This is a genomic window from Streptomyces sp. NPDC027663 (genome assembly GCF_055566415.1).
In genome coordinates, this window is record NZ_JBVHSK010000003.1 from 470,720 (window position 1) to 491,876 (window position 21,157).

Genomic DNA, 21,157 nt, shown 5'->3' on the forward strand with positions numbered 1-21,157 from the left:
GTCAGCTCCGGGCCAGGATGCTGTCGATCTTGCCGGACGCCTCCCCGAGGAGCTGGTCGATGTCGGCGTCCTTCTTGGTCAGGACGGCGGAGACGGTGCCGTCGAGGACGGAGTAGATCTGCTGGGCGTCCGGCGGCTCTATCTTCATCCGGAGCTGCTGGTTGCCGTCGAGGAAGGCCTGGTAGTTCTCCACCGGGACGTTGGCGTTGGCCTTCTTGGCCTGCTGGTCCCTGGCGTCCGCGGCACCGGTGAACAGCCGGGGCTCGGGCAGGCCGACAGGGGCGTCGTTCTTCTTGGCGCGGGCGTAGTCGCCGAGGAAGCCCTTGCCCGGGGTGAGGAACATGTGGTCCAGCCACTTCAGGCCGGCGCGGATCTGGGCGGGCGAGTCGTGCTTGCCGAACATGTAGCCGTCGCCGCCGATGAGCGTGCCCTTGCCGCCGGGCATGGGGGCGAGGGCGAGGTCCTTGTAGGTGCCGCCCTTCTCCTTGACCAGGATGGGGATGTTGTCAGGAGCGGAGAGGTACATGCCGAGCTTGCCCGAACCCATCATCTGCTGCACGTCGTTGATGACGAGGAGCTGCTTGCTGCCCATCGAGTCGTCGGTCCACCGCATGTCGTGCAGGTTCTGCAGGACGGCGTGGCCCTCGGGGGTGTCGATGGTGGCCTTCTTGCCGTCCGCGCTGACGACGTCACCGCCCTGCGAGTACAGCTCGGCGGTGAAGTGCCAGCCGCCCTGGTTCTGCGCGCTGTAGTCGGCGTATCCGACCGTGCCGTCGCCCAGGGCGGCGATCTTCCTGGCGGCGGCGCGGACCTCCTCCCAGGTCGCCGGGGGCTCGTCGGGGTCCAGGCCGGCCTTCCGGAAGAGGGCACGGTTGTAGATCAGACCCATGGAGTATCCGGTGCGCGGGATGCCGTAGACCTTCCCGTCCACGGTGTAGATGTCCCGCAGCTGCTGCTGGATGCTGTCGTAGCTCTTGAGTTCTCCGAGGTACGGCGTGAGGTCGGCGGCCTGGCCGACGTCGACGACGTGCCGGGCGTCCGTGAAGTACGTGTAGAACACGTCCTCCATCCGGCCGCCGGCGAGCTTGGCGTCGAAGGTCTTCGGGTCCTGGCACGGGAAGGCGTCGTGCGCGACGACGTCGACGTCCGGGTTCTGCTCCTCGAAGGCGGCGACGTCGGCCTCGAAGAAGCCGCGGTCGACCTTGGCGCTCCTGGGCGGCTCGCAGTTGACGGTGATGCGGGTCCTCCCGCCGGCCGACCCGTCGTCCCCGGAGCCGCAGGCGGTGGCGGCGAGGGCGAGGGTGGAACAGACGCCGATCGCGAGGACGGTACGACGGAACCCGGTGTGTCTCATCGGTGGACCCCTCATGGCACTCATGGCAGGAGCGGTGGGCGTCGCACACTCAAGCACCGCCGACAACCCCTCGCAAGATGTCGCGCAGAACCTGTAATTATTTGACAGCACGCTGGTTCTTCTGGAGTTCAGTCGCGCGGAGCTTGCGCGGTGGAGCCGCGCACCACCAGTTCGGGCTCGAAGAGCAGTTCATCGCCCGGTACGGCGCTCCCCCCGACCTGCGCGTTCAGCAGCTCGACGGCCGCGCGGCCCATGGCCTCGATCGGCTGGCGGACGGTGGTCAGCGGGGGCTCGGTGCAGTTCATGAACGCCGAGTCGTCGTAGCCGACGACGGAGATCCTTCCCGGGACGTCGTACCCCTTGCGGCGGGCCGCCCGGACGGCGCCGAGCGCCAGCGGGTCGGAGGCGCAGATGATGCCGGTGACGCCACGGTCGATGAGCCGGGAGGCGGCGGCGTGCCCGCCCTCGATGGAGAAGATGGCCCGGGCGACGAACTCGTCCGGCAGGTCACCGGCGATCGCCCGGGCGGCGGCCAGTTTGCGCGCCGAGGGCACGTGGTCGCCGGGGCCGAGCACCAGACCGATGCGTTCGTGGCCGAGGGAGGCCAGATGGCGCCAGGCCTGTTCGACGGCCACGGCGTCGTCGCAGGACACGGCCGGGAAGCCGAGGTGTTCGATGGCCGCGTTGACCAGGACGACCGGGATGTTGCGGTCGGCGAGCAGCCGGTAGTGGTCGTGCGGCGCGTCGGCCTGGGCGTACAGGCCGCCGGCGAAGACCACGCCCGAGACCTGCTGCTGCAGCAGCAGTTCGACGTAGTCCGCCTCCGAGACCCCGCCCTTGGTCTGGGTGCAGAGCACCGGGGTCAGTCCGAGCTGGGCCAGCGCACCGCCGATGACCTCGGCGAACGCCGGGAAGATGGGGTTCTGCAGCTCGGGCAGGACCAGGCCGACGAGCCGGGCGCGTTCGCCGCGCAGCTGGGTGGGGCGCTCGTAGCCGAGGACGTCGAGCGCCGTCAGCACCGCCTGCCGGGTGGCTTCGGAGACTCCGGGCTTGCCGTTGAGCACCCGGCTGACCGTGGCCTCGCTGACCCCGACCTTCTTCGCCACTTCCGCAAGTCGTCGCGTCATGCACGCAAGTCTAACGCAAGTCACGCAAGCGGCTTGCGTAAACATGACGGGGAATTCTCCGGGGGCAGCACGGGAGGACGCGGGTGGCCGGCTCGGCGGAAGTCCCGGGAACCGCCGACCCGGCGCCGCCGGCGACCTGAACGCCGGCGGTGCCGGGTCAGCTCTCGGGTGACGGTACGACCGTCAGGTGGGTGGCCGCGCCCTGCCGGCGGTGCGGTCGGCGCCCGGGTGCGGCGGGCCGGCGCGGCTCGCGCAGGACCAGCGACAGCCGCCGGTGCCCCAGATCCCGCAGCGGCTGCGGCGCCTCCTCGATGATGCGGCACTCGGTGGGCCCGCGGCGCGGGTCCGGGTGGAGCAGGAGGCGTACGGCGCCGTCGAGGCGGGCCGCGGACTCGCCGACGGCCCTGATCCAGTGCGGCAGGCCCTGCCGGTAGGCGGCCTCCATGATCGGGTCCTGGGTGATCTCCCGGCGCAGCGCCTGGAGTTCGTGGTCGTTCCCGTACGTCTCCAGAGCCGACCGGAGTTGGGCCAGCATCGGCAGGCACCAGCCCGCCTCGTGCTCGCCGAGGACCTGGCCCGCGTCCGGATGGAAGAGCACGAACCGCAGGAAGTTGTCCCCGGGCATGGCGGTCGGGTGGGGGCGCACACCGCGGAAAAGTGACTCGAATGCGCTGTTGGCCATGACCACGTTCCAGTGGCGGTCGACGACCAGGGACGGGCAGGACAGATGGTCCAGCAGTAGTGCGTAGTCCTGCAGGTACGCCTGGATCTCGCAGGTCTCGGGGACGGGCCGCGGTGCCGGCCGCTGCCCTCCTGCCTGATGTGCCATCGGGAGGTCACCCCTCTTGCCTCTGCGGCCTTTCACGCGGCGTTGCGATCCTGCTGCCCAGGCAAGAGTCGTGTCAACTATCGTGGCATTTCATGCCGGTTGACGGCCGAAATTCGCCACAGTTGTGGCGACACCTGGATGTGAGTTCGAGGCACCCGCTACTCTCCGGGAAGTTCACGGCGATCGCTCGTGGCAAGCACGGACGCATCTGAAACCCTTGAGAGACGTAGGAGTTCTGTCGGTGACGGATGGCTATGAGGATCCGGGCGCCTCGGCGACCGCCCAGCTGCCGGCCGTCGTCGCCCGCGTCACCGCGCTCGCCGACCGCCTCGGCGTACCGCATGCCGAGGTCTTCGACGTCGGCCGGCTCTCGGTCGCCTGCGGGGTGCCGGAGCCGGTGGTCAAGGCCCTGCTCAGCGGCCGGCCCGCGGGGGAACCGGACGTCCAGGCCCGCTTCCTGCAGCGCCTCGACCTGCTGCGCCGGACCCGGCTGAAACCCGGCGGGCGCAAGTACACGCAGCAGGAGATCGCAGACGGCGCGGGCATGTCCCGGCAGCAGGCCGGCGCCCTCATCAACGGCGACCGGCGCCCCACCATGGAACACTGCGACGCCCTGCAGCGCTTCTTCCGCGTGCACGCCGGATTCCTCACCGCCGAGGACCCCGAGGCGCTGGCGGGCGCGCTGCAGCGCACCGAGCAGGAACTGCTGCAGAAGCTCGCCGACCGGGAGCGGGCCGCCGCCGCGGCCGCCGAGGACCCGCTGGAGCGGCTGCTGCAGGACCACGGCGTGCGCGGAATCGCCTGGCGGGCCGCCCAGTTGCCCACCGACCAGCACCGGGACAAGGTCGCCGAGTGGCTGGACATGCTCCTGGAGAGCGTCAAGCGGCCCGAGTCGTGAGCCGGGGGAGGACCGTGGGCATCGGCAGGGACATGCGCCGGCTGTGCAACGAACTGGTGGGCGGGCTGACCGTGCCCGTGCCCGCGGAGCCGGACGAGCTGTACCGCGCGCTGTGCGACGCCATGAGCCGCCGCCGGGGCCGCCCCGTGCACTTCCGTACGGCCGTCTTCCCGCCCGGCACGGCCAGCGGGCTGTGGCTCGACCTGACCGACCGGGACGTCGTCGTCGTGGAGGAACGCACCGCCCCCGGGCACCAGTTGGTCATCCTGGGCCACGAGCTGTGGCACATGCAGGCCGACCACTGCGGACACCACGTGGACGGCGTCGGCGCCGCCACCCGGCTGCTCTTCGAGGACACCGACCCCGAGGCGCTGCAGGCGGCGGTGCAGCGGGTCGCGGCCCGTACCCGCTTCGACCAGGCCGAGGAGCGGGACGCCGAGAGCTTCGGTCTGCTGCTCGCCAGCAAGTGCCGCACCTTGCTGGCCGGTTCGGCGCTGCGCGGCCCGGCCCAGCGGGACGGCGTGGCCGGCCGCATCGAGGCCTCCTTGGGCTACCCGGGTCCGCAGGGCTGAACGGAGCACCGGCCCCGGGCCGGGGACCGTCCGCCGCCCGGGCACCGGGCGCCACCCGCACCCCGCCTGCGTAGCGGTCGGGCGCCTCTCCTCCCCCACCGGTCAGGGGGCGGCCGAGGGGATCGGGCGCGCTTTCGCCTCGGCCGAGCGGGCGAACCGGAACGGAGCCGGACGGCGTTGTCAGTGGTGGGCGGCAAGCTGGACATGTGCGCCGCAGCGCGCGTGACCGTGACGCCTACTCGGGGAGAGCCGACCGATGCCCACCGCCCTACTGACCGATCGTGAGCGCACCGCCGTACAGGCCTACCTGCGGCTGCTGCACACGGTGCGCGCCGCCTTCGACGGACCACCGGACGGCGGCCGGCCGGCCGTCGTGCCGCCCGCGGTGCTGGCCGAGGCGGAACAGGCGCTGACCCGGGCGGGACTCGCGGGGAACGAGGCCGAGTTCTTCCGGCTGCTGCGCGACTGGTGCCCGCCCGCCTGACCGCCGGACGAGCCCCCGCCGCCGTCACTCCCGGGACACCACGACGGCGGCGGCCGCCTGCCGGCCCTACGGCCGGTCCGGCTCACGACGGCCGGACGGGGAACCCGACGGGCCGTCAGGGGCGCGCCGTGGTGCGGTGCGGGACGACGACAGAGGTGGCCACCACTCCGCTGCCGACGATCCACCGGCCCTCGAAGTCCTGGAGCTGGTGGCCGCCGAACACGGGCCCCGGGACGAGGAGACGGGCGTGCAGGGCGCCGTACGGCCGGCCGTCGGACGCCGGATGCAGAGTGATGTCGGCTTCGGAGAAGTCCAGCCACTTGCGGGTGAGGGGGAACCACGCCTTGTAGACGGACTCCTTGGCGCTGAACAGGATCCGGTCCCAGTGCACGGCGGGCCACTGCCCGGCCAGCCGGTCGAGCCGCGCGGCCTCGGCGGGCAGGAAGACGGAGGGTGCGACGCCCTCCGGAAGCGGCCCGTGCGGTTCGGCGTCTATGCCGAGGGAGACGAGGTCACCGGCGCGGACCAGAGCGGCGGCACAGTATCCGTCGCAGTGGGTCATGCTGCCGATGATGCCGTCCGGCCAGGTCGGGGCACCGCGCTCGCCGCTGACGACGGCCTGCGGCGGCACGCCGAGCTTCTCCATGGCGCGCCGGGCGCAGCCGCGGACGGCGGCGAACTCGCGGCGGCGCTTGGCCACCGCGCGTACGACGAGCGCTTCCTCCGCCGGGAAGAGCGGGGCATCCCACAGCGGGTCGTCAGCGTGTGCCTCCACGGCCACGACCGACGCCGGGAGCAGCGCCTCGATCACCTGCTTCGACCTCCATCGGCAAGATGCGGCGCAGCCTTCCCGGCGGTTCCGGACGCTTGCGCCACTCGCGGGGGTATCCCACGGAGACCTCCATGAAGCGGACTCCGTCGTGCCAGGTGGTGCGCGGGATGTGCAGATGCCCGTACACCATGGTGGCGATCCGGAACCGGCGGTGCCAGTCGGCTGTGAGACTGGTCCCGCACCACATGGCGAACTCCGGGTGCCACAGGATCTCCGTGGGGTGCCGGTCCAGGGGGTAGTGGCCGGCCAGGACCGTCGGGAGGTCCTCGGGCAGTTCGGCGAGCCTGCGCTCGGTCTCGGCGACCCGCGCCCGGCACCAGGCCTCACGGCTCGGATAGGGGTCGGGGTGCAGCAGGTACTCGTCGTTGCAGACGATGCCCGTGCTCTCCGCGTAGGCCAGCCCCTCGGCCTTGGTGGTGCAGCCGGCCGGCAGGTACGAGTAGTCGTACAGCAGGAACAGCGGGGCGACCACGGCCGGGCCGCCGGGACCGCGCCACACCGGGTAGGGGTCCTCGGGGGTGACCACGCCCAGCTCCCGGCACACCTCGACCAGGTGCTCGTAGCGGGCGACACCGCGCAGCGTGACGGAGTCGTTCGGATGGGTCCACAGCTCGTGGTTGCCCGGTGCCCACAGCACCTTCCGGAAGCGGCTCGCGAGCGTGCCGAGGGCCCAGCGGACGTCGGCCACGGTCTCCGCGACATCGCCGGCCACGATCAGCCAGTCGTCCTCGCCGCCCGGGCGCATGTCCTCGACCAGGGCGCGGTTCTCCGGATAGCTGATGTGCAGGTCGCTGATGGCCAGCAGCTGTCCGGCCCCGGCCGTCGACTCCACCCTGCGCACCCCTTCCGATCACCCGATGGCACCACAAGAACACATTTCCGGGGCGACGGACAAGAGCTTCCGTCCCCGCGTGTCCTGTTCTCGTACCCTTTCTCGTACCCTTCGGCCCCTCGCACGGGCAGTCGGTCGCAGCGCCCGGAATCCGTAACACGCGCGTTGCCCGAGGGACCCTTGAAAGCCGTATGATCGCCCCGACACCGGCGCCCCGACTCCCCTTTCACCAGGGCCGTTTGGTGACCCTTCCTCCCTCCTGCCCGGGCACGGGCCGCTCCGCCCTGCCCGCACACCCTGAAAGGCGGCCTGCATGCTCTCTCGCGTGCGCGTCTGGCTCAACCGCACGTACGCGGAGAACGTGTTCTTCATGGATCAGCTGCGCAGAAATCCCAGCGACCGCGCGGTCGAGATCCACGCCACCCACGGCGACCCCGACTCCCCCGTGCTGGCCGCCGCCGACACCGCCGAACCGGAGCCGGAGGGCCTGTCCCCGGCCGGATACGTCGAGTACGCGCTCGACCAGTGCGTCCGGCGCGGGATCGACGTGTTCGTGCCCCGGCTGCACCAGGCCGCGATCGTGGCGCACCGGGCCGAGTTCGCCGCGGCCGGCACGGCGCTGCTGGCGCCGACGCCCGAGGCGGTGGCCGTGTTCGAGGACAAGGCGATCGCGTACGAGGCGGTGCGCTCGGTGGGCGTGCCGGTTCCGCCGTGGTGGCGGGTCCGGACGGCGGACGAACTCGTCGCCGCCGTGGAGCAGTTGGAGGCGGGCGGGCACCGGGCGTGCTTCAAGCCGGCCTCCGGTGCGGGCGGGGTCGGCTTCCGGATGATCACGCGCTCCCCCCTCTCGCTGGCGAACCTTGAAGGCTTTCCCAGTGCGTATGTGCAGCTGGACCCGGTGGTCGACGCGCTGCGGCGGGCGGAGAAGCCGGTGGACTGGCTGGTGATGCCGCGCCTGGAGCAGCCCGAGGTGTCCGTCGACTGCCTCACCGGCCCGGACAACCGGGTGCGGATGGCGGTGGGCCGCACCAAGAACGGCCGCCGACGGGGCTTCACCCTGGACGAGCGCTGGCTGCAGCCGGCCCGGCTGATCGCGGAGGGCTTCGGGCTGCACCACCTGTCCAACATCCAGTTCCGGATGTTCGGTGACCGCCCGGTGCTGCTGGATGTCAACACGCGGCCCGCCGGGGGCTTGCACCAGCTGTCGCTCTGCGGGGTGAACGCGCCCTGGGCCGCGGTGCGGTTGGCGCTGGGCGAGGACCCGGGGATCATCGAACCGCCGTTCCTCGGGCAGGACTACACCGTGGTGTCCGGGCCGCGGCCGCTCGTGCCCGTGACACTTCCGCGGCAGCGGGCGCAGTCGCCGGAGGTTCTGCTGCCGGCCGTGCCGTCCCCCGCGCAGCCGGCTTCGGCGGCCCCGGTCCTGCCGCTCTAGGTCACCGGCCGGCCGAAGGGTCCCGGTGGCTCGTCCCGCTTTCCCCGCGCCCCTTCGGGGGCGCCTCGGTTCACCGGTATGGACCAATCCCGCTCTTCTCCTTGACAGTCGGATTGGTCCATACCAAATTCGTTGGCGCACCTGTTCCGCACCTCCCCGCACTCCCCGACATCCCCATCCCCACAGGGAGAACGCGTGCGTCACACACTCGGGCGTCCCAGACGCCGGCTCCTCGCTCTCCTCGGCTCCGCGGCCCTCGCGCTGGGCGGGACCGTCAGCCTCCCCGGTACGGCCCAGGCCGCCGGCATCCTCACCAACCCCGGCTTCGAGTCCGGCAACCTCTCCCCCTGGAGCTGCACCGGCAACCTCGGCTCGGTCGTCTCCTCCCCCGCGCACAGCGGCTCCAAGGCCCTTCAGGGCGCGGTGACTTCGAGCGACAACGCCCAGTGCAGCCAGACCGTCGCGGTCCAGCCGAACACGACGTACACGCTGAGCGGCTGGGTCCGCGGCAGCTACGTGTACCTCGGCGTGAACGGCGGCGCCTCCACCTGGACCTCGTCCCCGTCGGCGTACAGCCGGCTCAGTGTCTCCTTCACCACGGGTGCCGCGCAGACCAGTGCCACCGTCTATGTGCACGGCTGGTACGCGCAGGGCACCTACTACGCCGACGACATCGGCCTCGACGGTCCCGGCGGTGGAGGCGGCGGTGACACCCAGGCGCCGGCCAAGCCGAGCGGGCTCACCTCCACCGGCAAGACCTCGTCGAGCGTGTCGCTGAAGTGGAACGCCGCCACGGACGACGTCGGCGTGACGGCGTACGACATCTACAGCGGCGCCGACCAGCTCCTGAGCGTGTCCGGCACGTCGGCCACCGTCAGCGGGCTGTCGCCCAGCACGTCGTACACCTTCACCGTGAAGGCGCGGGACGCGGCCGGGAACACCTCGCCCGCCTCCGACGCGGTGACGGTGACGACCGACGCGGGCGGTGGCGGCGGCACCGGCTTCAAGCAGGCGGCGCCCTACCTGTACGAGGGCTGGGGCGATCCGCCGAGCCCGACGGCGGTGATGAGCGCCACGGGCGTCAAGTGGTTCACGATGGCGTTCGTGCTGGACTCCGGTGGCTGCACGCCGGCGTGGGACGGCAGCCGGGCGCTGACCGGCGGTGTGGACCAGACGGCGATCAACCAGATCCGGTCCGCGGGCGGTGACATCGTCCCGTCGTTCGGCGGCTGGCAGGGCAGCAAGCTCGGGGCCAACTGCTCCTCCGCGAGCGCCCTCGCCGGGGCCATCCAGAAGGTGATCGACGCCTACGGTCTGAAGGCCGTCGACATGGACATCGAGAACACCGACGAGTTCGAGAACGAGGCCGTGCAGGCGAGGATCCTGACCGCACTGAAGACGGTCAAGGCCGCCAACCCCGGCCTGAAGACCATCGTCACCTTCGGCACGTCCACCACCGGCCCGACGTACTACGGCAACCGGCTGATCGAGCAGGCCCAGTCGCTCGGCGCGAACATCGACGTGTTCACCATCATGCCGTTCGACTTCGGCGGCGGCTCGGACATGTACGGCAACACCGTGAACGCGGCGGAGGGACTGAAGAACAAGCTCAAGTCCACCTTCGGCTGGGACGACGCGACCGCCTACGCGCACATCGGCATCTCCGGCATGAACGGCCTGTCCGACCAGCGGGAGACGACCACTGCGGCGATCTGGACGCAGATCCGCGACTGGGCGAACTCCCACCGCATCGCGCGGCTCGCCTTCTGGTCGGTCAACCGCGACCGGCCCTGCCCGGGCGGCGGTGTCGCCGAGAACTGCTCCGGCATCAGCCAGACCAACTGGCAGTTCACCTCGATCACGGCCGGGTTCACCGGCTGACGATCACCCGCGGTACGGCGGAGGGCCGCTCGGCGGAGCGGCCCTCCGTGCTCACCTCAGATACGCCAGGCCCGGATGGACCCGGGTGTAGCCCTCCACCAGCCTGCGGGCCACGGTCACCGAGTCGACCAGCGGATGCAGCGCGAAGGCCTTCACCGCGGTCGCCCGGGACCCGGACTCGGCGGCGGCCAGCACCTCGCGTTCGACGGCCTTGACCGAGCAGACCAGGCCGGTGGCATGGCCGGGCAGCGGATCGGCGGCCAGCGGGTGGGCACCGCTCGCGTCGACCAGACACGGGACCTCGATGACCGCGTCGGCGTCGAGCACGGACAGGGTGGAGCGGTTGCGGACATTGAGGACGAGGGTGGTGCGTTCGTCCCGGGCGATGGCCCGCATCAGGGCGAGGGCGACCTTCTCGTACCCGCCGGACAGGTCCTCGGCCTCGCGCTCTCCGGCGCCGGCGCTCTCCCGGTTCTCGGCCATGTAGGTGGCCTCGCGCTCGGCACGGGTGCGGTCCCAGGCGAGCAGGGCCGAGACCCCGGGGTCGGCTGCCTCGGCGTAGAAGCGGGCCTGCTGGTCGCGCAGGAAGGCGCCGCGTGTCTGCGGGGCGCTCCGGTAGGCGTGGACGGTCTCGCGGTTGAAGTAGTAGTAGTGCAGGTACTCGTTGGGGATCGCGCCGAGCGACTGCAGCCATTCGGCGCCGAACAGCCGGCCCTCCTCGAAGGAGCCGAGGAGCGCGGGGTCGGCGAGCAGACGGGGTAGCTCGTCGCGTCCGGCGACCCGCAGGCCGCGCACCCAGCCGAGGTGGTTGAGGCCGACGTAGTCGATGTAGGCCTCCTCGGGGTCGGCGCCGAGCACGCGCGCGACACGGCGGCCGAGGCCGGCCGGCGAGTCGCAGATGCCGATGACGCGGTCGCCCAGGTGGCGGGACATGGCCTCGGTGACCAGGCCGGCCGGGTTGGTGAAGTTGATGACCCAGGCGTCGGGGGCGAGTCGGGCCACCCGCCGGGCGATGTCGACGGCGACCGGCACGGTGCGCAGTCCGTAGGCGATCCCGCCGGCACCGACGGTCTCCTGGCCGAGCACCCCTTCCGCGATCGCGACCCGTTCGTCGTTCGCCCTGCCCTCCAGGCCGCCGACGCGGATCGCCGAGAAGACGAAGCGTGCCCCGCGCAGGGCCTCGTCCAGATCGGTGGTGGCGGTCACCCGGGGTGCGCCGGGGATACCGGCGGCCTGCTCCGACAGGACCCGGGTCACCGCATGCAGCCGGCGCTCGTCCAGGTCGTGCAGCACGACCTCGGTGACCCGCCCTTCGGCGTGGTCGGTCAACAGGGCACCGTGGACCAGCGGTACCCGGAACCCGCCGCCGCCCAGAATCGTCAGCTTCACGCCGCACCCTTCCTCACGCGTGCTCCCTTCTTCGCAGACCCTCACCATGCCCGCGCCGGGGAACCCGGCGGGGCCGGCGAGCGGTACCACCTTGTCACCCGCCGCGACCGGGTCCCCGCTCGGCCGGCTCCTCGCCCTGGGGCCGTGTCCCCGGCCCCGCGGAACGCCCGCCCGCACACCACTGCGCGCCATCGAGTCCACCCCGGGTCTTCAGGGCGGCTTCATCCGGGAGTTCTGGGACCGCGGAATCCTGCAGCGCGTGAGCGACGGACGACCGGCCGGGCCCGTGGGCACCGGGCAGGACGACAACGGTGTCGCCGCGCCCGGCCGACGCCGGGTGCACGGCGGTGACTTCACACCGCGGGAGGCCGCGGCCGCGGTCCGCATCCGGTGCCACCGGCACGAGGGCGTCGTGGTCACCAACCTCCAGCCTGCCCGCGGCCTCGGCTGGCTCGCGGGCACCTGGGAGCTGGCCCTGGCCGACGGCCGCACGCTGACCGCGCCGGCCGCGCTGCCGGACCTGCGGCCGGGCGAGACCGCGGCCGTACCCCTGGGTCTGGCGCTGCCTGAGGACGGCGGTGCGGTCTGGCTGACGCTGCGCGTGGTGACGGCCGAGGACCAGCCGTGGGCGCCGCGCGGTACCCCGGTGTGTGCCCCGCGGATCCGACTGCGGGCGGCGGCAGCGCAGCCTCCCCGTCACCTCACGGAGCAACCGTGTGCACGTCGCGTGATCCTGCCCGGGGCGAGGCCGCACAGGCCGGTGCCGGGCGCCGCGGCTTCCTGAGAGCGACCGCGCTGCCCGGCCCCGCGTACCCGCGTGCGGGTCACCCGGTACGGCTACCGCACGGGGATGGCGGGCCTGCGCGCCGGCGGGGTGTGCTCGACCCCGGGTACCTGCTCGACCCCGGGCACCTGCTCGGCGTCCGGCTCGAGCGGGGCTGCGACCACGGGCCGCAGCCGTCGCTGCCGCGCAGCCGGCCGCCCCGTCCGCCTGCCCAGCACCTCATGGCTCGTCACGGCCCACCGCCCGGCCGGCTCCGCGAACCCCCCTCAGCCGCGCCACGGGCCGGTCACCGCGAACGTGGTGCCGGGTGTGTAGCAGTTGACGTACATCGTCTCCCCGTCGGGGGAGAAGGTGACCCCGGCGAACTCGCCCCACTCGGGCTGCTGGGGCGTCCCGATGTTCTGGCGGCCCCGGGCCATCGGGTACACCTCACCCTTGCGGGTCAGGCCGAAGACGTGCTGTGCACCGTTGCCGTCCTCGCACACCATCAGGCCGCCGCCGGGAGCGAGGCAGATGTTGTCCGGGGATTCCCCGGGCAGCCGCACATCGGTGTCCGGGCCGAACACCACCACCAGGGTCAGGCGGTGGCGCGCCGGGTCGTAGCGCCAGATCTGGCCGTAGTGGTCGGCCGCCGAGCCGTCCGCGCTCCGGGCGAAGGACGACACGAAGTAGACACAGCTGCCACCCCAGTAGCAGCCCTCCAGTTTCTGCGCGTGCGTGATGCCGCCCGGGCCGTAGTCCTGGAACCGGGTCGGGGTGGAGGCGGCCGACGGGTCGGGGACGTCCACCCACTCGATGCCGTCGAAGCGGGTGCCGGTCTCCTGGATCGTCGACAGATCCGGCACTCCGGGCACGCGCATCGCCTGGAGCCGGCCGCCCGCGCGCAGCGAACCGACGCCGGCCAGCGGCCTGTTCGGCAGGAAGCGGTAGAACAGGCCGAACGGCTTCTCGAAGGCGTCCTCCGTCTCGTAGACGACGCCGGTGCGCAGGTCGACGGCGATCGCCTCGTGCTGGAAGCGGCCCATCGCGGTCAGCGGGACCGCGCCGGTGCGGTGCGGTTCGGTGGGGTGGACCTCGAAGATGAAGCCGTGGTCCTTGGTGTAGCCGTTGGTCCCCGCCCTGTCCTCGGTCTCCTCGCAGGTCAGCCAGGTGCCCCAGGGGGTCCGTCCGCCGGCGCAGTTGACGGCCGTACCGGCGATCGCGACCCGCTCGGAGAGCACGCGGTGGTGCGCGTCGAGTGTCAGCGCCGTACAGCCGCCCTTGCCCGCCGGGTCGTAGGTGAGCCCGTCGACGGCCGGGACCGGGATCTTTGCGGTGACGCGGTTCTCGTGGTTGCGCACGAGGTGGGTGCGGCCCCCTCGGCCGGCGAAGGCGGCCATGCCGTCGTGGTTCGAGGGCACACGGCCCTCGCCCGAGCGGAGCTGGTCGCCCTCGCGGGACAGCACGGTGTAGCGGAAACCTTTCGGCAGATCGAGCAGGCCGTTCGGATCGGGGAGGAGCGGGCCGTGGCCCGCATGACCCTCGTCCCGGGCGGCGGCGGTGCCCGCGAAGACCTCGGACAGGGCCCCGGTGAACGCGATGCCCACTCCCACGGCACCCGCTCGGGACAGGGCCTGACGGCGCGTTGCAGACATGCGGCAACAACCTTCCTGCTGGCGGACAGGAACTGTGACCCCGCCGTGTCTATCACCCGCGGCGCGCCGCGGGAACCACGCGCGGAACACGGGTCACTCCGCCGCGGAGTGCTCCTTCGCGCGCCCTGCCGTCCCGCGCCCGGCGTGCGGTCCCCGCATCACCGTCGCGCGCCGCGTGCGGCGCCGGCAGTGCTTCGGACCGGCCGGATCACCCCGCGGCGGGCGGCGGGGTCCGAGCCGGTACGTGCGGCTTCAGCCGGTGAACTTCCCTGCGGCACAGGGAGTTCACTTGCTTCAAGTCTTGACGGCCCGAGGCACGGGGAGCACATTGACGGCACCGTGAGAGCGCTCTCAAACGCGTGTGGGAGCGCTCTCACAGCAGTCCTGTCCACCTCGTACCGAGAGGCTCCCCATGACCGCATCCTCCGGCACACCCGGACCCCGCCCGCTGCGGCGCACCCTCCTCGCCGTCCTCGCCACGCTCGGCCTGGCCGCGGCCGCCGCCACGACCGCCACCACGCCCGCCGAAGCCTCCGCGCCCACACCTCCCCCGGGCTGGACGCAGGTCTTCGCGGACGACTTCAACGGTCCGGCCGGCTCGGGCGTGAACACGGCCGACTGGCGGTACGACACCGGCACTTCGTATCCTGGTGGCGCCGCAAACTGGGGCACCGGCGAGGTCGAGACCATGACGTCGAGCACCGGCAACGTCTCGCTGGACGGCAACGGCAACCTGCTGATCACCCCGCGCCGGGACGCCTCCGGCCACTGGACCTCCGGCCGGATCGAGACGAACCGCACCGACTTCCAGCCCCCGGCCGGCGGGAAGCTGCGGGTGCAGGCCCGGATCCAGATGCCCGACGTCACCGGCGCCGCCGCCAAGGGCTACTGGCCGGCGTTCTGGATGCTCGGTGCGCCGTTCCGCGGCAACTACTGGAACTGGCCCGGCGTCGGCGAGCTGGACATCATGGAGAACGTCCAGGGCCTGAACACCGAATGGGCCACGATGCACTGCGGCACCAACCCGGGCGGCCCGTGCAACGAGACCTCCGGCATCGGCAACTCCACCTCGTGCACGGGCACTTCCTGCCAGACCGGCTTCCACACCTACGCGATGGAGTGGGACCGCTCGACCAGCCCGGAGGAGGTCCGCTTCTACCTGGACGGCGTCAACTTCCACACGGTGCGGGCGAACCAGGTCGACGCGACGACGTGGACGAACGCCACCAACCACGGGTACTTCATCATCCTCAACGTCGCGATGGGCGGCGGCTTCCCGGACGCGTTCGGCGGCGGCCCGGACGGCGGAACCGAGCCCGGCCACCCGATGGCCGTCGACTACGTACAGGTCCTGCAGTCCGCCGGCGGCGGCCCCACCGAACCGCCGTCCGGCAACCGGGACGCCTACAGCGCCATCCAGGCCGAGTCCTACGACGGCCAGTCCGGGATCAGCACCGAGACCACCACGGACTCGGGCGGAGGACAGGACATCGGGTACATCGCCAACGGTGACTGGGCGCTGTACAAGGGGGTGAACTTCGGGTCCGCGGCGGCGAAGCAGTTCTACGCGCGGGTCGCGAGCGGCGCGGCGAGCGGGGCCAGCGGGCTGGTGGAGGTCCGCCTCGACAGCCGCGGCAATGTGCCCATCGGCAGCTTCGCGGTCGGCGACACCGGGGGCTGGCAGTCCTGGCGGACGGTACCCGCCAACATCGGCGCGGTGACCGGCACCCACGACGTCTACCTCACGTTCACCAGCGGCCAGCCGGCCGACTTCGTGAACGTGAACTGGTTCGACTTCGGGCACTGACCGCGGTCCAGACCATGCGGCGGCGCGGCAGAGCCGGGCGGGGTTGACCTTCACGTATACGTCAACCCCTAGCGTCGCCGCCATGACGACCACACCGCCCCTTCCCCGTACGGGCCTTCAGGCCCGCCTGGCCGCCCGCCCGCAGGGACTTCCGGCTCCCGGCGACATCGAGATCACCGAGGTGGCCGTACCCGAGCCGGCGTCCGGCGAGGTCCTCGTACGCAATCTGTTCCTCTCGCTCGACCCCGGGATGCTCTGGCTGATGGCCGAGTGGTCCGGGCTTCCCCTGCCGCGCTACGAGATCGGTGAGCCGATGCACGGAGACGCGGTGGGTGAGGTGCTGGCCTCCGCGCATCCCGCCCTCTCCCCCGGCGACCTGGTGGTGCACCGGCTGGGCTGGCGGGAGTACGCGGTGGCCGGCCCCGGGGAGTTCCGTCGCGTCGACCGGGACGCCTACCCCAGTCCGTCGCTCCACCTCGGCTTCGGCCTCGTCGCCTATGTGGGCCTCATGGAGGTGGCCCGGCTCCGGCCCGGCGACACCGTGTTCGTCTCCAGCGCGGCTGGGGCCACGGGGAGCCTGGCCGGGCAGATCGCCCGGCTGAAGGGGGCAGGGCGGGTGATCGGCAGCGCGGGATCGGCGGCGAAGGTGGCGCGGCTGACCGAGCGGCTCGGCTTCGACGCGGCCTTCGACCACCACGACGGCCCCGTCCTCGACCGGCTGCGCGAGGCGGCGCCCGACGGGATCGACGTCTACTTCGACAACGTGGGCGGCGAGCAACTACGGGCCGCACTGGAGGTGATGAACGACCACGGCCGGATCGCCGTCTGCGGGGCCCTGTACCGGCAGTCCACGAGCCGGCCCGATCCGGTCCCCGGCGATCTGCTGCCCGTGCTCGCCAAACGGCTCACCCTGCGCGGCTTCACCGTCCGCGAGCACCTCGACAGGGCGGCCGAGTTCGGGGAGGAGTTCCGCCGCTGGCTGCGCGACGGCTCCCTCGTGTACGACGAGACGGTGATCGACGGCCTGATGAACGCCCCGGCGGCGCTGACCGGTCTGGTGCGCGGCCGGTACACCGGGAAGACCGTGATACGACTGGGCGGTTGAGCACGGTGTGCCTTCCCTGCGACCTGGGCGGTTGTGATGCTGATCGGTGACCTGGCCGCGCGGACCGGGACCACGACCCGGACCCTGCGCTACTACGAGGAGCAGGGCCTGCTGGAGCCCGGGCGGACCGCAGCCGGGTACCGGGTGTACGGGCCGGAGGCGGTCACCCGGGTGCGCAATGTGCGTGATCTGCTCGCTTCCGGGTTCACGGTGGAGAACGTGAAGTCCTTCGTCGGGTACCTCGACAGTGATCTGCCGGAGGTTTTCGCGTACTCGCCCACCTGCGCGGCCAACTACGAGCTGGGCGCGCGCCGGGTGGCCGAACTCCAGGACCGGATCGAGTCATTGACCCGGATGCGGGACACGCTCGTGCGCCGCATGCCCTGGCTGGCGGGCGAGCCGCCGCATCAGGCCGGCGCGCCGGCCGGCCGGACGACCGGGCCGGGACCGCACCCCCACGGCGCTCCGCCGTGCCGCGAGGCCGAGCCGGCTTGAGCCGCGGCCGACGATTCCCGAGCCGAAGGACCAGCGGGCCAACCGCAGGCGCCGCGGGCAAGAGGGGCGCTCGCCCCGTCGGCTTCGGCGAAGACCGGTACAGGCGCCGCGACGAAGCCGAACGGACCGTCAGCCGGATCAAGCACTTGCGAGCCGTGGCAACCCGCTAGGAGAAGCGGGCCTGCGTCCTGAACGGCACTGCTCTTGTCCATGCCGCGGGTGATCGTGATCTCGCCGGTCCTGCGCGACCCCGGCTGCTTGCGAACGATCAGCTCACCGGTCGCCGAGACCTGCCGGGTCTCCACCACGTCCTGCTCCAGATTGAGTCCCGAGACGTCTGGACGGTCTCCACCTGGAACTTGCCGAGCTCGATGGCGAATGTACTGCTGCTGAAGGTGTCACCGGTCAACACGTTGCATGCCCTCCACTGCTCATGGCTGAAGGGCCGGTGGTCATCTCCTCCGGCCCGCTGCGCACGTGCCCAGCGCCACGAGCGCAAGGAGGTCACATGATCCGCCGGACAGGCCCTAGCGCAGGTCCGCCCGGAACGTCACCGGGGTCTGGCCGGTGTGCAGGTGGAAGAACTTGGAGAAGTTCGCCGCGTCGGGGAAGCCCACGGCCGCTCCGACACGGCCGATCGGCAGATCCGTGTGGGCCAGGAGGCGTTTGGCCTCCAGGACGACGCGTTTGTCGATGAAGCCCTTCGGGGTCTCGCCGGTGGCCGCGCGGACGGCGCGGACCAGGGTGCGGCGGGAGTAGCCGAGACCGTCCGCGTAGGCGCTGACGCTGTGGTTGGCGGCGAAGTCCTGCTCCACCGCGTCCCGGAAGCGGGTGAAGGCGCTGTCCGTCTGCTGCCGGGAGGCCTGCGCGGAACTGGCCGCGAGATGCGACAGGCGCAGCAGGACCGCCGTCAGCGTGTGCCGGAGTACGGCCGTGTGCAGGCCGAGCGGGAGCGTGGCGGTGTCCTGGTACTCGCGGCGGAGTTGTTCGAGGGCGGCCTGGAGTGCGGTGAGCCGGGCCGGGCCGGGGTGCAGCAGTGGCGGCAGGTCGTAGCGGTACAGACCGGTGGCCTCGACGGTGGCCCTGGGCAGAAAGCCGGGCTGCATGGTCAGGACGGTTCCGCGGTACACGTTCTCGCGGGAGAAGCGGTGGACCTGTCCGGGGCGGATCCACAGCAGGTCGCCGGCCGTCGCCTCGTACTCGGCGAAGTCGATCATGTGCCGTACGGGGCCGTCGGTGAAGAGCATGACCACGTGGAAGTCGATGCGGTGGACACGGTCCAGTGGGGCGTCGGTGTGCCAGGCACGGTCGGTGCCCATGGGGCCGATCTGCATGCCGACGCCGCCGACGGCCAGGTCGGCCGGGAAGGGGAAGGTTCTTATCCCGTCACGGTCCGGGTTTCCGTCGTCGCCGGTCTCACCACCGGCGGCTTGCTGCGTTGTGTCGGTCATGCCCTTTTCGTGCCGCCCCTGTCCCGCGATCGCTGTCCCAGATTCACCACAGGCTGACACACCCCGACCTTTCCTCAAAAAAGTCAGACTTTTAAGTTTGAACGCGTCCGGCCAGCCATCCCGCACTCAACGAGGACTTCTTGAAGATGACTCCGCAGACGTTTGACGGCTTCGAGTGGACCGACCTCGACCGGCGCGCCGTGGCCACGGCCCGTCTTCTGGCGGCCGATGCGGTGCAGAAGGTAGGCAACGGACACCCGGGCACCGCGATGAGCCTGGCTCCTGCCGCGTACACGATCTTTCAAAAGGTGATGCTTCACGACCCGGCCGACCCCGAGTGGACCGGCCGTGACCGGTTCGTCCTCTCCCCCGGCCACACCTCGCTGACCCTCTACACGCAGCTCTTCCTCGCCGGATATGAACTGGACCTGGACGATCTGAAGGCGTTCCGGACCCATGGCTCCAGGACGCCGGGGCACCCCGAGTACGGTCACACCGCCGGTGTCGAGACGACCACCGGTCCGCTGGGCCAGGGGGTCGCCAACGCCGTCGGCATGGCGATGGCCGCCCGGTACGAGCGCGGCCTGTTCGACCCGGACGCCCCCGAGGGCACCTCCCCCTTCGACCACACCGTCTGGGCGATCGTCTCCGACGGCGACCTGGAGGAGGGCGTCTCCGCCGAGGCGTCCTCGCTGGCCGGCCACCAGAAGCTCGGCAACCTGGTCCTCCTCTACGACGACAACCACATCTCCATCGAGGGCGACACCGCGACCGCCTTCTCGGAGGACGTCCTGAAGCGGTACGAGGCCTACGGCTGGCACACCCAGCGCGTCGAGCCCACCGCCGACGGCGACATCGACGTCGCGGCCCTGTACGCGGCGCTGAAGGCCGCGCAGGCCGAGACCGGGCGGCCCTCGATCATCGCGCTGCGCACGATCATCGCCTGGCCCGCCCCGAACGCGCAGAACACCGAGGCCTCCCACGGCTCCGCGCTCGGCGAGGACGAGATCGCCGCCACCAAGCGCGTTCTCGGCTTCGACCCGGAACAGTCCTTCGCTGTCGCCGACGAGGTTCTCCGGCACACCCGCCGGGCCCTGGACCGGGGTGCCGAGGCGCACGCGGCCTGGGACAAGCGGATCGCCGAGTGGCGTGCCGCGCAGCCGCAGCGGGCCGAGCTGTTCGACCGCGTGAGCAAGGGCGAGCTTCCCGAGGGCTGGGAGGACGCCCTGCCGGTCTTCGAGGAGGGCAAGGCGGTCGCCACCCGCGCCGCATCCGGGAAGGTGCTGCAGGCGCTCGGTCCCGTGCTTCCCGAGCTGTGGGGCGGCTCCGCCGACCTCGCCGGGTCGAACAACACCACCATCGACAAGGCCAGCTCCTTCCTGCCCGAGGGCAACCCGCTGCCGGAGGCCGACCCGTACGGCCGCACCATCCACTTCGGCATCCGCGAGTTCTCCATGGCCGCGGAGATGAACGGCATCGCCCTGCACGGCAACACCCGCATCTACGGCGGCACCTTCCTCGTCTTCTCCGACTACATGCGCAACGCCGTGCGCATGTCGGCGCTGATGCAGCTGCCGGTGACGTACGTCTGGACGCACGACTCCATCGGCCTCGGCGAGGACGGTCCCACCCACCAGCCGGTCGAGCACCTCGCCTCGCTGCGCGCCGTCCCGGGCCTGAACGTCGTCCGCCCGGCGGACGCCAACGAGACCGCGATCGTCTGGGCCGAGATCCTGAAGAGGCACGCCACCGACCCCGCCCCGCACGGGCTCGCGCTCACCCGCCAGGGCGTGCCGACGTACGCGCCCGACGAGGGAGCGGCCAAGGGCGGCTATGTGCTGCGCGAGTCCGCGACGGAGGTCCCGGAGGTGATCATCATCGCGACGGGCTCCGAGGTGCAGCTCGCCGTGGCCGCGCGAGAGCAGCTGGAGGCCGAGGGGACCGGCACCCGGGTGGTGTCGATGCCGTCCGTGGAGTGGTTCGAGCAGCAGCCCCGCGAGTACCGCGAGCGGGTGCTGCCGCCGGCCGTGAAGGCACGGGTCGCCGTGGAGGCCGGCATCGGTCTGACCTGGCACCGGTTCGTGGGTGACGCGGGACGCATCGTCTCGCTCGAACACTTCGGTGCCTCCGCCGACGCGAAGACCCTGTTCGCGGAGTTCGGCTTCACCCCCGACAACGTCGCCGCCGCCGCCCGCGAGTCGCTCACCGCCGCGCGCGCCTGACACCGACCACGCCCCGACGCACGATC

Annotated in this window: 17 protein-coding genes and 1 pseudogene; 10 read left to right on the forward strand and 8 right to left on the reverse strand. The window is 71.8% G+C overall.

What is annotated here, in order from left to right:
* Window position 1 precedes the first annotated feature (1 nt).
* From ACZ4SF_RS11435 to ACZ4SF_RS11445, 3 genes are all read right to left on the reverse strand, one after another.
* Window positions 2-1,354 carry an ABC transporter substrate-binding protein gene (locus tag ACZ4SF_RS11435; protein WP_468381523.1) on the reverse strand — a complete coding sequence of 451 codons (1,353 nt, stop codon included), beginning with the start codon at window positions 1,352-1,354 and terminating at the stop codon, window positions 2-4.
* 128 nt (window positions 1,355-1,482) lie between these two features.
* Window positions 1,483-2,481, reverse strand: a complete 999-nt coding sequence (locus ACZ4SF_RS11440) for a LacI family DNA-binding transcriptional regulator (protein ID WP_468381526.1) — start codon at window positions 2,479-2,481, stop codon at window positions 1,483-1,485.
* A 157-nt stretch (window positions 2,482-2,638) separates the two neighbouring features.
* Complete coding sequence (locus ACZ4SF_RS11445; protein WP_468381529.1) at window positions 2,639-3,310, reverse strand: MmyB family transcriptional regulator; 672 nt, start codon at window positions 3,308-3,310, stop codon at window positions 2,639-2,641.
* A 241-nt stretch (window positions 3,311-3,551) separates the two neighbouring features.
* On the opposite strand from ACZ4SF_RS11445, the gene ACZ4SF_RS11450 reads away from it, so the two are divergent.
* The 3 genes from ACZ4SF_RS11450 to ACZ4SF_RS11460 all read left to right on the forward strand — a co-directional run bounded on the left by ACZ4SF_RS11450 (window position 3,552) and on the right by ACZ4SF_RS11460 (window position 5,264).
* On the forward strand, window positions 3,552-4,208 hold the full coding sequence (locus ACZ4SF_RS11450) for a helix-turn-helix domain-containing protein (RefSeq protein WP_468381532.1): 657 nt from the start codon (window positions 3,552-3,554) through the stop codon (window positions 4,206-4,208).
* A gap of 14 nt (window positions 4,209-4,222) precedes the next feature.
* The gene (locus tag ACZ4SF_RS11455; RefSeq protein ID WP_468381535.1) at window positions 4,223-4,780 is read left to right on the forward strand and encodes a toxin-antitoxin system, toxin component; all 558 of its coding nucleotides are present in this window, start codon (window positions 4,223-4,225) and stop codon (window positions 4,778-4,780) included.
* A 256-nt stretch (window positions 4,781-5,036) separates the two neighbouring features.
* The gene (locus tag ACZ4SF_RS11460; RefSeq protein WP_468381537.1) at window positions 5,037-5,264 is read left to right on the forward strand and encodes a hypothetical protein; all 228 of its coding nucleotides are present in this window, start codon (window positions 5,037-5,039) and stop codon (window positions 5,262-5,264) included.
* A 115-nt stretch (window positions 5,265-5,379) separates the two neighbouring features.
* On the opposite strand, the gene ACZ4SF_RS11465 is transcribed toward ACZ4SF_RS11460, so the two are convergent.
* Window positions 5,380-6,075: a 4'-phosphopantetheinyl transferase family protein gene (locus ACZ4SF_RS11465; protein WP_468381540.1), complete on the reverse strand. Its 696-nt coding sequence runs from the start codon at window positions 6,073-6,075 to the stop codon at window positions 5,380-5,382.
* Window positions 6,023-6,928, reverse strand: a complete 906-nt coding sequence (locus ACZ4SF_RS11470) for a metallophosphoesterase family protein (RefSeq protein ID WP_468381542.1) — start codon at window positions 6,926-6,928, stop codon at window positions 6,023-6,025. The genes ACZ4SF_RS11465 and ACZ4SF_RS11470 overlap by 53 nt, the downstream gene beginning before the upstream one ends.
* 313 nt (window positions 6,929-7,241) lie before the next feature.
* Here ACZ4SF_RS11470 and ACZ4SF_RS11475 point away from each other — a divergent pair, with 313 nt between their 5' ends.
* Together ACZ4SF_RS11475 and ACZ4SF_RS11480 are read left to right on the forward strand one after the other, a co-directional pair.
* Entirely contained in the window at window positions 7,242-8,363 is a 1,122-nt protein-coding gene (locus ACZ4SF_RS11475) for an ATP-grasp domain-containing protein (RefSeq protein ID WP_468381545.1), read from the forward strand.
* Between the two features lie 195 nt (window positions 8,364-8,558).
* Window positions 8,559-10,244: a carbohydrate binding domain-containing protein gene (locus tag ACZ4SF_RS11480; protein WP_468381548.1), complete on the forward strand. Its 1,686-nt coding sequence runs from the start codon at window positions 8,559-8,561 to the stop codon at window positions 10,242-10,244.
* 51 nt (window positions 10,245-10,295) lie between these two features.
* Here the strand turns inward: ACZ4SF_RS11480 and ACZ4SF_RS11485 are convergent, their stop codons facing one another.
* Window positions 10,296-11,633, reverse strand: a complete 1,338-nt coding sequence (locus ACZ4SF_RS11485; RefSeq protein ID WP_468381551.1) for a 6-phospho-beta-glucosidase — start codon at window positions 11,631-11,633, stop codon at window positions 10,296-10,298.
* A gap of 187 nt (window positions 11,634-11,820) precedes the next feature.
* Here ACZ4SF_RS11485 and ACZ4SF_RS11490 point away from each other — a divergent pair.
* A pseudogene (locus ACZ4SF_RS11490) lies at window positions 11,821-12,324 on the forward strand (DUF4981 domain-containing protein); the annotation flags it as partial.
* Window positions 12,325-12,683: 359 nt separating this feature from the next.
* Here the strand turns inward: ACZ4SF_RS11490 and ACZ4SF_RS11495 are convergent.
* Window positions 12,684-14,051, reverse strand: coding sequence for an alkaline phosphatase PhoX (locus tag ACZ4SF_RS11495; RefSeq protein ID WP_468381553.1), 1,368 nt, complete (start codon window positions 14,049-14,051; stop codon window positions 12,684-12,686).
* Between the two features lie 412 nt (window positions 14,052-14,463).
* On the opposite strand from ACZ4SF_RS11495, the gene ACZ4SF_RS11500 reads away from it, so the two are divergent.
* From ACZ4SF_RS11500 to ACZ4SF_RS11510, 3 genes are all read left to right on the forward strand, one after another.
* Window positions 14,464-15,858, forward strand: coding sequence for a glycoside hydrolase family 16 protein (locus ACZ4SF_RS11500; protein WP_468381556.1), 1,395 nt, complete (start codon window positions 14,464-14,466; stop codon window positions 15,856-15,858).
* Window positions 15,859-15,940: 82 nt separating this feature from the next.
* On the forward strand, window positions 15,941-16,963 hold the full coding sequence (locus ACZ4SF_RS11505; protein ID WP_468381559.1) for an NADP-dependent oxidoreductase: 1,023 nt from the start codon (window positions 15,941-15,943) through the stop codon (window positions 16,961-16,963).
* Between the two features lie 36 nt (window positions 16,964-16,999).
* On the forward strand, window positions 17,000-17,458 hold the full coding sequence (locus ACZ4SF_RS11510; RefSeq protein WP_468381561.1) for a MerR family transcriptional regulator: 459 nt from the start codon (window positions 17,000-17,002) through the stop codon (window positions 17,456-17,458).
* Between the two features lie 527 nt (window positions 17,459-17,985).
* On the opposite strand, the gene ACZ4SF_RS11515 is transcribed toward ACZ4SF_RS11510, so the two are convergent.
* Window positions 17,986-18,909, reverse strand: coding sequence for a helix-turn-helix domain-containing protein (locus ACZ4SF_RS11515; protein WP_468381564.1), 924 nt, complete (start codon window positions 18,907-18,909; stop codon window positions 17,986-17,988).
* 146 nt (window positions 18,910-19,055) lie between these two features.
* Here ACZ4SF_RS11515 and tkt point away from each other — a divergent pair, with 146 nt between their 5' ends.
* Complete coding sequence (gene tkt, locus ACZ4SF_RS11520; protein WP_468381568.1) at window positions 19,056-21,131, forward strand: transketolase; 2,076 nt, start codon at window positions 19,056-19,058, stop codon at window positions 21,129-21,131.
* Window positions 21,132-21,157 lie beyond the last annotated feature (26 nt).

Coding starts and splice junctions, on each gene's coding strand:
- ACZ4SF_RS11515 (WP_468381564.1), bottom strand. CDS start 18,909: ATGACCGACACAACGCAGCAAGCCGCCGGTGGTGAGACCGGCGACGAC.
- ACZ4SF_RS11460 (WP_468381537.1), top strand. CDS start 5,037: ATGCCCACCGCCCTACTGACCGATCGTGAGCGCACCGCCGTACAGGCC.
- tkt (WP_468381568.1), top strand. CDS start 19,056: ATGACTCCGCAGACGTTTGACGGCTTCGAGTGGACCGACCTCGACCGG.
- ACZ4SF_RS11445 (WP_468381529.1), bottom strand. CDS start 3,310: ATGGCACATCAGGCAGGAGGGCAGCGGCCGGCACCGCGGCCCGTCCCC.
- ACZ4SF_RS11500 (WP_468381556.1), top strand. CDS start 14,464: ATGACCGCATCCTCCGGCACACCCGGACCCCGCCCGCTGCGGCGCACC.
- ACZ4SF_RS11440 (WP_468381526.1), bottom strand. CDS start 2,481: ATGACGCGACGACTTGCGGAAGTGGCGAAGAAGGTCGGGGTCAGCGAG.
- ACZ4SF_RS11505 (WP_468381559.1), top strand. CDS start 15,941: ATGACGACCACACCGCCCCTTCCCCGTACGGGCCTTCAGGCCCGCCTG.
- ACZ4SF_RS11495 (WP_468381553.1), bottom strand. CDS start 14,051: ATGTCTGCAACGCGCCGTCAGGCCCTGTCCCGAGCGGGTGCCGTGGGA.
- ACZ4SF_RS11510 (WP_468381561.1), top strand. CDS start 17,000: ATGCTGATCGGTGACCTGGCCGCGCGGACCGGGACCACGACCCGGACC.
- ACZ4SF_RS11435 (WP_468381523.1), bottom strand. CDS start 1,354: ATGAGACACACCGGGTTCCGTCGTACCGTCCTCGCGATCGGCGTCTGT.
- ACZ4SF_RS11475 (WP_468381545.1), top strand. CDS start 7,242: ATGCTCTCTCGCGTGCGCGTCTGGCTCAACCGCACGTACGCGGAGAAC.